13 protein-coding genes and 1 pseudogene are annotated in these 11,434 nt (G+C 53.3%); 10 read left to right on the top strand and 4 right to left on the bottom strand.

Annotation, left to right across the window (positions count from 1 at the left end; genetic code table 11):
* The 7 genes and pseudogenes from B7364_RS00345 to B7364_RS00320 all read left to right on the top strand — a co-directional run.
* Positions 1 to 201: pseudogene (locus B7364_RS00345) on the top strand (hypothetical protein); the annotation flags it as partial.
* Between the two features lie 1,013 nt (positions 202 to 1,214).
* Complete coding sequence (locus tag B7364_RS00340; protein ID WP_085337952.1) at positions 1,215 to 2,510, top strand: tyrosine-type recombinase/integrase; 1,296 nt, start codon at positions 1,215 to 1,217, stop codon at positions 2,508 to 2,510.
* Complete coding sequence (locus tag B7364_RS00335; RefSeq protein WP_085337951.1) at positions 2,500 to 3,540, top strand: hypothetical protein; 1,041 nt, start codon at positions 2,500 to 2,502, stop codon at positions 3,538 to 3,540. The genes B7364_RS00340 and B7364_RS00335 overlap by 11 nt, the downstream gene beginning before the upstream one ends.
* A gap of 113 nt (positions 3,541 to 3,653) precedes the next feature.
* Positions 3,654 to 3,863: a helix-turn-helix transcriptional regulator gene (locus B7364_RS18325; protein ID WP_408606318.1), complete on the top strand. Its 210-nt coding sequence runs from the start codon at positions 3,654 to 3,656 to the stop codon at positions 3,861 to 3,863.
* Positions 3,864 to 4,290: 427 nt separating this feature from the next.
* A complete protein-coding gene (locus B7364_RS00330; RefSeq protein ID WP_085337950.1) occupies positions 4,291 to 5,271 on the top strand; it encodes a DUF7146 domain-containing protein in 981 nt (326 codons plus the stop codon).
* Complete coding sequence (locus B7364_RS00325) at positions 5,268 to 7,019, top strand: DUF927 domain-containing protein (protein WP_085337949.1); 1,752 nt, start codon at positions 5,268 to 5,270, stop codon at positions 7,017 to 7,019. The genes B7364_RS00330 and B7364_RS00325 overlap by 4 nt, the downstream gene beginning before the upstream one ends.
* 209 nt (positions 7,020 to 7,228) lie before the next feature.
* Positions 7,229 to 7,768: a hypothetical protein gene (locus B7364_RS00320; protein ID WP_157893380.1), complete on the top strand. Its 540-nt coding sequence runs from the start codon at positions 7,229 to 7,231 to the stop codon at positions 7,766 to 7,768.
* Between the two features lie 296 nt (positions 7,769 to 8,064).
* Here B7364_RS00320 and B7364_RS00310 read toward each other — a convergent pair whose 3' ends face one another.
* The 4 genes from B7364_RS00310 to B7364_RS00295 all read right to left on the bottom strand — a co-directional run bounded on the left by B7364_RS00310 (position 8,065) and on the right by B7364_RS00295 (position 10,035).
* On the bottom strand, positions 8,065 to 8,406 hold the full coding sequence (locus tag B7364_RS00310; protein WP_085337946.1) for a hypothetical protein: 342 nt from the start codon (positions 8,404 to 8,406) through the stop codon (positions 8,065 to 8,067).
* 417 nt (positions 8,407 to 8,823) lie between these two features.
* The gene (locus tag B7364_RS00305; RefSeq protein WP_085337945.1) at positions 8,824 to 9,063 is read right to left on the bottom strand and encodes a hypothetical protein; all 240 of its coding nucleotides are present in this window, start codon (positions 9,061 to 9,063) and stop codon (positions 8,824 to 8,826) included.
* 13 nt (positions 9,064 to 9,076) lie between these two features.
* Positions 9,077 to 9,733, bottom strand: coding sequence for a hypothetical protein (locus B7364_RS00300; protein ID WP_085337944.1), 657 nt, complete (start codon positions 9,731 to 9,733; stop codon positions 9,077 to 9,079).
* A 29-nt stretch (positions 9,734 to 9,762) separates the two neighbouring features.
* Positions 9,763 to 10,035 (bottom strand): hypothetical protein, encoded by a 273-nt coding sequence (locus B7364_RS00295; RefSeq protein ID WP_085337943.1) that lies wholly within the window; start codon positions 10,033 to 10,035, stop codon positions 9,763 to 9,765.
* A gap of 104 nt (positions 10,036 to 10,139) precedes the next feature.
* Here B7364_RS00295 and B7364_RS00290 point away from each other — a divergent pair, with 104 nt between their 5' ends.
* From B7364_RS00290 to B7364_RS00280, 3 genes are all read left to right on the top strand, one after another.
* Entirely contained in the window at positions 10,140 to 10,376 is a 237-nt protein-coding gene (locus tag B7364_RS00290) for a helix-turn-helix domain-containing protein (protein WP_085337942.1), read from the top strand.
* Positions 10,377 to 10,381: 5 nt separating this feature from the next.
* Positions 10,382 to 10,642 (top strand): hypothetical protein, encoded by a 261-nt coding sequence (locus B7364_RS00285; protein ID WP_157893379.1) that lies wholly within the window; start codon positions 10,382 to 10,384, stop codon positions 10,640 to 10,642.
* Between the two features lie 248 nt (positions 10,643 to 10,890).
* Complete coding sequence (locus B7364_RS00280; RefSeq protein WP_157893378.1) at positions 10,891 to 11,256, top strand: helix-turn-helix domain-containing protein; 366 nt, start codon at positions 10,891 to 10,893, stop codon at positions 11,254 to 11,256.
* Positions 11,257 to 11,434: the final 178 nt, after the last annotated feature.

Raw genomic sequence — 11,434 nt, 5'->3', positions numbered from 1 at the left:
ATCAAGGCTCGGCTTGATCGATTGGATCAGCGGGATCTGGCACGGGGGCGGGACATGGCCATCCTTCGTGAAACCCTCCTCGCGTTCGTACGCATCTGGTTCACCTATGCAGGACCTCTCGAGCGCGAGGATGACGATGATCAGGCTGAGGCACTGTTTGATGCGTTTCTCGATGAGGTCGCGCGTGGAGTGCGGGGGTGAGGTCATCCCGATAAAACTTGTAGCAGAGCGCTTCGGATGAGAATGTCTTCGGTACGCGGCGTTGAGACAACGTCTCTTACGCTTGGCTATTTCGCCTTGCGCTGATGAGGGTTAGAATCTTCCACGCTTTCGAGCCAAATAGTAGATAGTTGGGCCATATATGATAATAGTGGCACCGAACTGCAGTTATTGGAGTGGGGAGAGAGATCTTGAAGCCGCCAGATATCTCAAATGCCAAGAACCGCGACTTAGCCGCATAAATGACGCCATGCGCAGAGCGGCGGCTACTGCCCGCAAGATTGCTATGCAAACTGGGACTGGGATCGTTCTGAGCGAAAATGGAAAAAACGGTGCATAACTCAGCCGAACAATGGCGGAGGCAATAACTAACCGATAGCCCCTTTAACCTGATTGTTGGCGCTTTGGAACTGGCTAATTAGCTTTGGGTCAATAACTAAATCATCTCTTCGAAATTAAGCCTGAGTCAGCCTATTGGTACGCGGCTGACCTCGGTCTGCTCGGTTTTGGCGGGCTAAATCCATCGCAGCCGGTTGCCGCTCGCGATGCCTCGGCCTTAAGTTTTGCATCTAGTCTAGTTGGAAGTGTGGACAGCCGACCCCAGAATTGGCGGGATTTTCCATAAACGGCGATGAGACTTTCGTATCAGAGCGGATCCAAAATCTATCCACAAGTCGCTGCAGCTTGCCGTGAATTGTCTGTTTTCCACGGACCATACACGGACCCAAAACCAAAATTGCTCCGTATTCAGATCAAAAAATCATCTAAATCTTTGATTTAATGGTGGGCGCGACAGGGATTGAACCTGTGACCCCTACGATGTCAACGGCGGTGACTTGTCTTTGTGGGGGTTTGATCAACGTTGAGCACGTATGATAAATGTATATAAATCAATAAATAAGTTTGAGAACCACTCTTGCCACACTTTGCGAGGCCTTGTAATGAATTGAGAACCACTGGGGACCATATGGGGACCGGATTTTTTGAGGCCTAACATGGCGAAGCGTGAACCAAGCCGACGCGCGAGACTGAATAAGAGAACTTTGGACGCCATCCAGCCGGATGCTGACAAAGATATCATCGTCATGGACACTGAAATCAAAGGCTTTCGGGTTCGCATTAGGCCTTCAGGCCGCAAGACCTTTGAATTCCGCTATCGGGTCCCCGGTCGCCAACGACTTTATGTCATAGGCGACCTTGGCGAGAAGACGGCAGACGAAGCCTCAAAGGAAGCCATAAGGTTAGCTGGGCAAGTTGCTAGCGGCGGTGATCCTCAGAGTGAGAAGCTTGGAGAGCGTGAGACCGTCAACGCTGCTCGCAAGGTAAGTGAGATTATCACTGAATATCTTCGCGAAGGTCCAACGGATAAACCAGATAAGCGGGCCTCTAGCTGGGATGTAGATCGGATAAACCTCCAGCGCCATGCTTTACCAGTCTTGGGAAAGAAATATCTCTCTGAGTTAACCCCTCAGGTTCTGGCCAATTGGCAGGCGGCGGTTGCAGATGGCAAGACTGCCCTAACCGAGAAGACAAAGGCGCGTGGCGTGGCCAAGGTCACAGGCGGGCGTGGTGCGGCGTCTAGGGCCATGCAATGCATGAGCGCGATGATGGAATGGGCTGTTGCCCGGGGGCTGGTGGAGACTAATCCCTGCAAGCGCGTCAAGCGGTATCAGTCCAACGGGAAAGAGCGCTATTTGTCTGAGGATGAAGGCGCGGCAATCTGGGAAGCCATCGAGGCGCTACAGGTCGAGGGCGCTATATCAGGCGCGGCGGCGGATTGCTTCAGGCTCTTAGCGCTGACTGGTGCGCGGCGTGGGGAGATTGTTGGCCTTAGGTGGCCAGAAGTCGATTTGCGGCGTGGTCTATTGTTGCTTCCACCTTTGCGCCACAAAACAGGCGGGCAAGCCAGACCAAAGGCGATTCCTATGCCTTCGCTGGCTGTTTCGATCCTTGCGGCAATCCCCCGGCGCTCGGATTGGGTTTTCCCAAATTCTAAACTTGATGGGCCGATGGAACCCCCGAAGCGCGCATGGGCAAAGGTGGTCAAGAAGGCTGGGGTTAGTGGTGTGTCGCCTCATACATTCCGCCACACAGTCGCCTCTTGGGCAGTAGCAGACGGACAAAGCCTTGCTGTGGTCGGCAAAGTCCTAGGCCATTCACGGCCTCAGACAACGGCACGATATGCTCACTTTGCGGCTGGGGCTGGTGTAGAAGCCCTAGAGGCTGTTGCGGGGCGGTATCTCTCTTACTCAGCGCGGACGGCTAAAGAGGGGGGTGAAGATGCCGCGTAAACTAAACTCCAGCGAGGACGGGAAGGCGAACCAGATCGCGTCAATACAATCGAGCCAGCCTAACGAAAACCCAAGACACCTTTCTGATGATACCCATACGGCAATCGAGCAACTTATCCAATTTTCTAGCGAACTAGACCTGCTCGATTCTGAGGCTGAGGCGCTGATGGAAGCGGATGGTGCTTCTGAAAAGCTTGGCCAACCGCGTAATTATGTCGAACACACAGCGGATTTCATTTTTCAGGGTGAGCCTATTCGGATGGTCCGTGCTTGGCGCATGGTACAAGGGGGCGTGGCAGGTGGAAACATGAACTTGGTGCCGAGTGGGCCAAAAACGCGTGAACTGAAGCAAGAGCACCTCTCTTCAAGGGCGCGAAAACCTGACAATATTCAAGATGAAATTCTGAAAACATCGAAGTCTGCTGCTTACCAGAGAATCGCTGAATGCGGATTTCCGTATGGGGCTGTCAGTTTGGTAATGCAGGACGGCGTTTGGGTTGATGAAGAACGGTCAGAAGGACCCTTCGAACAAAGGATAGACGCGGAAAACTTGTGGAAATATGTGGCACCCGAACTTGATCTCTCAGCGGCTTGCAAAGTTTTGGAGGTCGCCCGGCAAGTCGAAACAGTTATGCATGCAGGCGATGAAGGCCTTTTGGCCGCTGCTTGGTGGAATCTAGGTTATTTGTTTTCAAGGTTGGAGGCGGACACCGTCCCACTAGCGGGAGATGGAAAAACGAAAAATCAAAGGGCAACATCGGGCATTAAAAACGGAATTAGCACAAAGAAGGGAAATCGCCGAAAACAGAAGAATGACCAGCAGGCCATAAGCAGAAGGCAGGATGACGTCCTGTTATTGGCCATAAACTTTAGAGGAAATAATCCGCGGATGTCTGATGATACTCTCGCGGCTAAAATTCACAGTCGACTAAATGCAGATGTCAGCGAAGATACAATTCGAAGTGACATTCGCAGTCTGATCAAAGACAGTCGCCTGCCTAAAAGCAAAGTCCGAAAATCCCCTGTGTAAATATGGTTGGGTTCTGCTAGCGGACCCAATTCAAGATCGAATTTGTTTGTTTATTTGATGGCCTGAGCCAAGAAATGTTGCCTTTTGCGGCATAAGGCTCGGAGCGACAAGCAATGCAAGACAACTTCCCCCTGTATGGTGACACTCGCACAGTAGCTGAAAGGTTCGGCCTCAGCGCTGCCACTCTAAGCACACTTCGAACACGCGGCGGTGGCCCGCTTTTCTGCAAACGTGGCGCACGCGTCTTTTACCGATTTGATGATGTAGCAGATTGGCTTGAAGCAGATCGCCGGGCTAACACGTCTCAGACCGTGGCGGCATAGTGATGGACCGCACAGAAAACCCGGCTGCGCTGGCAGGCGCTAACCGGGCTAAGAAGATGATGCCAATTAATGACGCGGCGTCATCTTCTAGCAAAAACAGACCCAAAGATCAATCTAACAGGCAACGCCAGCGCGCATTCGGCCTTAATGAACTGCGGGACTTGGATCCCAGTTCATCCAAGGGTTGGAAGTCCGCCGGGGAGCTGGTCTATCAGTTGGTCTCTCGGCTTGAAGTAGAGCAACAAGAGGGAAGCGGCTTCGTTAAGTGCGGTGAGTGCCGATTTTTTGCTGGTCATCCAAAATCGGACTTGGAGGGCACATGTCGATATAGTCCCCCAGTCGCAAGTGATGGCGGGTCAAATGCCTTCCCGATTGTGCGCCTCAATGCTTGGTGCCGGGTTGGGCAGTCAACGCGGGAGAACCGCCCATGAATCTCTGTAATCAAGATTCAACCGCCATCATTCGGGCGCTGTTGGGCGATCCCGTGAAGGGCAACTCTACGGCCTCGGATTGGCGATATGGTCCACGCGGTCACCTATCTGTCGTACCTGCCCGTGGGGTCTGGCACGATAAGAAAGCAGACAAGGGCGGTGGTTTGTTTGACCTAGTAGTTCACCTCGGGCACGCAAAAAACCGTTCTGAGGCCGCTAAGTGGCTAAAGGCTGGTAATCTGATGCCCGCGAATGCTGCTCGAGTGTATTCCGGTGAAACCCTGCATCAGAAAGCCGAAAGGCTAGCTGCTGAAGCAAAGGAAGCTGAAGCCAAACGTGCACGCGCAATGGAGATTTGGGACCAAGCGCAATCAATTGCTGATACTCCAGCCTCCAATTATCTGACGGAAGCAAGGTGCATTCCCGAAGCCGTCCTCGAGGGTGTCTCTACGCTGAGGTTTCACCCAAATGCGCCTTTGCATCCATATACGCGCGGTGGTTACGTCTACCCCGCGTTAGTCGCTCTAGTCCAAGGGGCGGACGGTGAAGCAGTGGGGGTTCATTTGACTTTCTTGCTTCCTGATGGGGCGGGCAAAGCAGACCTTCCAACGTCTCGCAAGTTCTGCGGCAAAGGGTTCAATGGGGCGGCTGTGCGCCTCGGTGGCGGTCCTGACTTGATTGTGGGCGAGGGCATAGAGAGCGCGCTTTCGGCTGGCTATGCACTCGGGCTAACGCCTGTTGCGGCGCTATCAGCTACCGGAACCAAAACATTTCAGTGGTGGAAAGGAGTAAAGGCAGTCGCCTTTGCGCCTGACATAGATGCCTCTGGCCTTGGCATGCAGGCCGCTCGATTCGCGGCAGAACGACTTCACCATGCGGGTGTGAAAGTGGCTGGTTTTGCCATCCCTCCCAATGGCCTCAACGACTGGAATGATGCAGCCCGCGCTGGGCTTTTGAATAAGGAGGCGCGGTCATGAGTGAGCCCGCTTTTCAATTAGAACCGTTCGACTGTGAAGGCTTGGATGGCGTTGCAAATGACCAGAACGGCGACGTCTGGGGCGATCCCTATGAGATGAGGTCAACAGGTCTTTGGCTTCAAAAGGATGACAAGCCAGAGTTTCTTTGCAAACCGTTTGAAGTCATCGGCCAAAGTCGCACTAATTCCGGCGATGGCTGGGGGCTCATGATCGAGTTCTACGATGGCGACGGGCGGCAAAAGACACTCAATATCTCTCGCGCTGATCTGATCTCTGAGCGGGGCGAAGCTATGGCGGCATTAGCGTCCCAAGGACTGAAGTTTCCACCGGGCGCGACTAAGAAACTCAAAGCAGCACTAGCAAGTCTAGATCCTGATGCCAGGGTCAGAATTGTCGAAACCGCTGGCTGGGTCGAGCCCGGTAAGGCTTACATGCTTGGGGATCGGCCAATTGGGGCCGAACATAGCGAGCCTGTGCGTCTTATGGGAGATGCCCAGCCTATGCGCCTAGCTGGCACGTTTGAGCAATGGCGCGCTTCTGTGGCGCTTCCATCATCTGGCAACACGCGGCTGGTGCTTGCTGTTAGTGCGGCGTTTGTTGGTCCATTGCTGGCGCTTACTGGCTCTGAAGGCTTGGGCCTGCATTTTCGCGGTGCATCATCATCGGGCAAATCCACTGCTTTAGCGGTTGCGGCATCTGTCGCGGGTGTGCGTCTTGGCACTTGGCGCGCAACTAGCAATGGCCTTGAGGGGATTGCTGCGGCCTCAAATGATGGGCTCCTGATCTTGGACGAATTGGGCGAGGTGTCTGCGCGCGAAGTTGGCGGCGTGGTTTACATGCTCGGGAACGGCCAAGGGAAGCAACGGGCTGGCCAAACAGGGGACGCTCGCAAGCGCAGGAGCTGGCGCGTGGTAGTCCTATCTTCAGGTGAAGTCTCAATAGCCCAAAAGGCTCAAGAAGATGGACTCAAGGCCAAAACGCGTGCTGGGCAAGAGGTCCGCCTAATCGACATTGAGGCCGATGCAGGTGTAGGCTTTGGGGTCTTTGAGAATATCCCGGACAGGCTCACTCCAAGCGAGTTCTCAGACCATTTGAAGGAGGCCGCTGCGAAGCATAGCGGTCACGCGATGCCGCGATACATTGAGGCCTTACAAGCCGATATGGGTAAACCTGTCCTGCTTCTATTTACTCAGTTAAAGGCGGCCTTTGCCTCTGCCTATGCAGATATAGGCGGGCAGGCGGCAAGGGTTCGAGACAAGTTCGCGTTATTGGCCTGTGCGGGCGAATTCGCGACACAGTGTGGTCTGACGGGCTGGAGCAATGGCGAGGCTACAAGGTCAGCCAAGGCTTGCTTTGAAGCGTGGTTCAACCAACGCAAGGGCGCAAGTCATGAAGCCAGTTTGGCGATTGAGACAGTGCGCGGCTTCATTCAATCTCACGGCGCTAGTCGTTTTCATGTGCCAAATGATGATGAGGCTAACTCACGCGTTATCAATCGTGCTGGTTGGGTCCGCGAGGTCAAGGGTGAGAAGTGTTATTGCTTTGCTAGTGTGCCGTGGAAGCAAGAAGTGCTTGCCGGGCAAGATGTAAGGCTGGCCTGTACGCACCTTACCCAGAAAGGATTGCTGATTACCGATGCACCTGAGGCCAATGGCCGAAAGCGCTTTACTTACAAGCTTTCCACACCGGACGGCCTTCAAAACGTTTACGCTGTTAGAGCTTCCATCTTGCTTGATGGGGAGATTTGACGATGTCTTCAGCGCTTAACTTCCAGCAGGGCATCGAAATCAGTGGGAAATGTGGGAAGTGTGAGAAATTGCTCGATAGCCCGATGAATAATAACGAGAATTCGTTTCCCACATGGCTACTCCAGCATTTCCCACAAGCCAACTCTGTGGGAAATGTGGGAAGTTCCCGTGAGGCCGCGGGAAGCAAATTGTTGTGCAATTGCAGTGGCTTGGGTGAATTTTCCCACATTTCCCACATTTCCCACGATAGATGTTACATTGCGGAAAACGCAGAAGTCATAGGTTCCTCAGTCGCCGAATTGTTATCGGCGGATGAGCAAATAGCCGATGTCACGGTCGCCATCCCGGACCCAGAACGTGAAGGGATTATGCGCTTCGGTGGTGGCTTGCCTGCCTCATGGGCGCAGGTGTTTTCGGCACTTCACCCAGATCGACCACCGGAGGACCTAACGCGGGAGCAATGGCGGGAGCGCCTAGACGCAATCCTAACTTTCGGGGACCGATACGCCCATGACCTAGAGCGCCTTGGCTGGGATGCTGAAGAGCTTTTTGCGGTGGGTCAGTTTTGGCAAAGGCTAGATCAGCGTGGCGTCGGCTGGTTTGTTGCTGAGGCTATGGCGGAGGGTGGCAAAGTCAAAGAGATAGGCTCAAGGTCGATCCAATATGATACCAGACGCGGGGCAGGCCGGACAATTTGGAATGAGGCGTTTGCGGTTGTGGTCCCGAATGGGGTAGGTAAGCCGTTGTAGAAAAAATTGGGGCTAAATTGGGAATTGATAGCACACGGCAAACTTTACTGTTTGAAGCTCAAAATGAGGAGACGATCCCAATGGAATGGATACTGGGTTTTGGCTTTGGGCTTGTTGTGTACGCAATTGCCGCCGGAGCTAAGGATATATGCCAACGCTTGGACGCCATTCACAAGCAGTTGGATCGAATAGAAAGGTCCGCAGTTCAGAGGCAAAACTCTCTCCAAACGGTCGAATCTGCAGCTTTAAAGTTTCTTGATTAGCGCCCATATCTTGAAAGCAGCTAACAAACTTTATCAGCTTTGGATTCCATCTTTCTTTGTGGCTGGTACGATTACATCACGGCGATAAAATACAAATGCCATGAGTGCTAGTCCGGGAACATATAGTAAGCCTGCCATCCAATTCATAGAACCACTATTTGGTCCGAATGGTCCGACCGCTGACCCCGTATTGGCATAGCCCCAAGCTGCAAACAGTAAAACGCAAAGCGCACTGAGCACGATAGAAATCAGATACCGAGTCTTCAAGTTCTTTATAAAAACACCAAAGGCTGCGCGAAACAAACTATACAGAAGTGTCCCCAAAATAACCGCACCCAGAGTCGCTCCAAAAAGCTCAGCCATCAAGCCCAGCATGCCCCATCCCTTCAAATTTAGATCTAAAAGCCTGCATAGAGATACCTAAACATGTTGCTAAATCAATAGCTGATCTAATGGCCAAGGCTCTATCTGGCATGAGCAATTGCCCCATGTTTGGGTTAGGGGCCTTGTTGGCGATTTAGCCTCCAGTGAGGTTTCCAGTCACGGACCACGTTCGAAAGAAATTTGCTAACATTTCCAAACATGAAAGGGCGGCGAAAACGAATTTCCGGAAGCGGTAAAAGGGCGTGCTTTGGGGAATTTTTCCTAGCGGTAAAAGAGAGGGGTGCGCTTGCTAACAAGCGAAAACAAGGCCACTCAGAACGGCGAGGAAACAAAAGAAAACCCACTCACAAGTGCGAGTGGGTCTCTGTGACTCAGAATTGGCTTTGTGCGGGTTTTTGTGTTGCGCCCTTAGTTTGGGGTTGTTTGGGTTCTGCCCGCCTCTAGGGCGATTAAATCGGCCTCTAGCAATTGGACTAAGCGCCAAAGTGCGTCACGGTCGTGGCGGTCTGGCACGATGTCAGGATTCCCACTTAGCCCACCGATTGCCCTTAAGATGTCAAAGGCGCGTGACGCGGTTTCCTCAAGTTCATGATCTTGAGCGGGCGGAACCTTCCGGGCCTGGGCTGGCTGGTTTAGTTCGATTGTCATGGCTGTTCCTCTCTTATGCGGCTTGGTCAATGAAGGTCTGAAGGTCGCGAATGATTGAAGCGGTGATCTTGCCCGCTAGGCTTTCGTCGCAGGCTTGGATGGCGTCACTCGCCTCTTTTAGCGTGCAGGTGGGGGCATAGCAGGCCTGAAGCGCCTTTGCCTTGACGGCTAATCCTTCGGGCGTAGTGGCCGGCATATCGACCACCAGACGCTGAAGGACCGAGAGCCTTTCCTCAATTGCGGATGCCGCTTCAGACAGACGATCATGCTCAGCCAATAATTGCGCGCGCTTGGTGTTTGCCTGCCATTCGGCACCAGCGGCTACGATCTTTTTTATGCGCTCGATTGCCGCTTCAGACAGTTTACTAATCTCGCACTTGCCCACATGGGTGATGTCAGATCGATTGGGGTCCGTGCGCGCTGCAAGGATCAGCCTCATGGCGTCCACATGTCGCTCTGAATAGATTTTAAGGCCATATTGTCGCCCAAGGTCATCAGCGTGAGGGATACGCAAAAAGAGGTCAGACTCCCCAAGCATAAGCGCGCTGGGGACGGCCTCACAAAGGTGAATTTCTTCGGCACGGGCTGCGACGTCGGTAGCCTCCCAAGCCTTTCGGGCTTCGGCTGAAAGCTTTGTGATGCGTCGGCCTATATCAAAAATGGTTTCCATGTCTTGTTCCTTCTAGTGGCCTAGTGCCGTTAGCGCCCTATCCAATGCATGTGACCAGATCGGGCGTAGGATCGGCCAATGTTCCAAACGGTGCGATTGCCGCTTGAAGTGAAGACAGCAACAGGACGCGCCCAGCCTTCGCCTTGGCTGGTGCGTGGCTTAGCTGCAGGCAACAGGCCCAGCTTACGTTTCATCCAGACCCAAGCCCGGCGAAGCGCGTCGGCTAGCGTGCGGCCATCTTTGCGGATGATGGTCCAAGCTGCCTTCATGATTGCGGCGCGGTGGCTGTTGGTGATGGTCATTTTAGCTTTCCATGTTGCTTAGTTAGTGTATTATGCTAACTATGTAGCGTGACATGATATGTATGTCAACATGTGATGCTAACTTTTCAGCATAGGGTGCTAAAATGATTGATCCCCAGCAAATCCGAATGGCACGAGCGGCCTTAAACCTTCGCGTTCTTGATTTGGCAGAAATTGCTGATTGCGCGTCGGCAACACTTGTGAGGTTTGAAAAGGATCGTGGAGGCCTTCAGTCTGGCACGATGGCACGCATTAAAAGCGCCCTAGAGGCCCGTGGCGTAACCTTCCTAGAGGATGCCGGGCAAGGGTCTGGGATACGGTGCAAAGTGACAGGGGAGTGATGGGTATGCCCAAGAATGTTAGCTGGGAAAAAGGCTTCCAACGTCTGTGGCAAGTATACGCCTGTCTTGTTTTTTGTTTTGCGATCTTTCTCAGACTTATTGATGCGGGGTATTCGAACCCCACATTTAGCTCGGAGTGGTTTGCCATTCTTTTGAAAGCAGACCTTTGGGCAGGGGTCACTATAGCGCTGTGGCTATTCGTTCCGGTCGCTATATCGAAGGCCTTTCAGTGGGTCAGTAAAGGCTTCAAGGGCGATACCAATTGATAGCAAATGAAAACATCGGGGGCCTGCAAATAGGGCAAAAGCAATGAGGGTGCCGCTTAGCATTTCTTAGCATTCCCTCAGTCATGGACGGTCAGAAATGCAAGCCATCGCGCTGCGCGTGTGCGCCCTTATCGGCTGGTGAGAGATGCCCAAATTTCCGTCATCGCGCATTATGCGCGCGCACGAGTGGACAGGTGACACTTGCCAAAAATAGGTATATAAAGTTACCTAATTCCTGGGGGCTAATCATGTCGCAAAACCAAGTCCAAACTGGCCAAGTTTCGCCTGTCCGCAATGGCCATGCTTATGGGCGCAGGCTTTACCGGGTCAATGACCACCGCTTGTTGCGTCGCCTGCCTTGGAAGGCTGAGAATCGGACGCCAATTCTTGAGGCGCTAGGATCGGCACAAGTCCCCGATGTGATCGATGTGAAAGCGCTACGGGAGCGTGAAGGACTATCGCGTGAGGACTTCGCCTCAATTTATGGCCTGTCAGTCGATAGCGTTCGATCATGGGAGCGGGGGACCGTCCCCAGCCGGGCAACGCGCGCCTATCTGGCCATCATTGCCCATGCGCCTCATATGGTTCGGCGTGGGCTGGGTGTTCGGTGGTAAGGCAATGGCAACAAATGGCAACATAGTTGCCCCTAAGCCAAACTGCCTTGAAACCTTCGCGCGTGGGCTAGCTGAAGGCGACACCCAGCTAGATGCTTACCTTTCGGCTGGGTTTAGTGGGGGCAGGCAGGCGGCTAGCAGGCTGGCTAGGCGCGCTGACATTAAGGCACGGGTGGCC

It is taken from the genome of Aquidulcibacter paucihalophilus (assembly GCF_002105465.1).
Lineage (GTDB): Bacteria > Pseudomonadota > Alphaproteobacteria > Caulobacterales > Aquidulcibacteraceae > Aquidulcibacter > Aquidulcibacter paucihalophilus.
Note: the sequence above shows the minus strand (reverse complement) of the source record. Positions and strands in the feature narration are given on the sequence as shown.

Excerpts from the sequence above, each read along its gene's own strand:
- B7364_RS00340 (WP_085337952.1), top strand. The coding sequence starts at position 1,215 with ATGGCGAAGCGTGAACCAAGCCGACGCGCGAGACTGAATAAGAGAACT.
- B7364_RS00335 (WP_085337951.1), top strand. The coding sequence starts at position 2,500 with ATGCCGCGTAAACTAAACTCCAGCGAGGACGGGAAGGCGAACCAGATC.
- B7364_RS18325 (WP_408606318.1), top strand. The coding sequence starts at position 3,654 with ATGCAAGACAACTTCCCCCTGTATGGTGACACTCGCACAGTAGCTGAA.
- B7364_RS00330 (WP_085337950.1), top strand. The coding sequence starts at position 4,291 with ATGAATCTCTGTAATCAAGATTCAACCGCCATCATTCGGGCGCTGTTG.
- B7364_RS00325 (WP_085337949.1), top strand. The coding sequence starts at position 5,268 with ATGAGTGAGCCCGCTTTTCAATTAGAACCGTTCGACTGTGAAGGCTTG.
- B7364_RS00310 (WP_085337946.1), bottom strand. The coding sequence starts at position 8,406 with ATGCTGGGCTTGATGGCTGAGCTTTTTGGAGCGACTCTGGGTGCGGTT.
- B7364_RS00305 (WP_085337945.1), bottom strand. The coding sequence starts at position 9,063 with ATGACAATCGAACTAAACCAGCCAGCCCAGGCCCGGAAGGTTCCGCCC.
- B7364_RS00300 (WP_085337944.1), bottom strand. The coding sequence starts at position 9,733 with ATGGAAACCATTTTTGATATAGGCCGACGCATCACAAAGCTTTCAGCC.
- B7364_RS00295 (WP_085337943.1), bottom strand. The coding sequence starts at position 10,035 with ATGACCATCACCAACAGCCACCGCGCCGCAATCATGAAGGCAGCTTGG.
- B7364_RS00290 (WP_085337942.1), top strand. The coding sequence starts at position 10,140 with ATGATTGATCCCCAGCAAATCCGAATGGCACGAGCGGCCTTAAACCTT.
- B7364_RS00285 (WP_157893379.1), top strand. The coding sequence starts at position 10,382 with ATGCCCAAGAATGTTAGCTGGGAAAAAGGCTTCCAACGTCTGTGGCAA.
- B7364_RS00280 (WP_157893378.1), top strand. The coding sequence starts at position 10,891 with ATGTCGCAAAACCAAGTCCAAACTGGCCAAGTTTCGCCTGTCCGCAAT.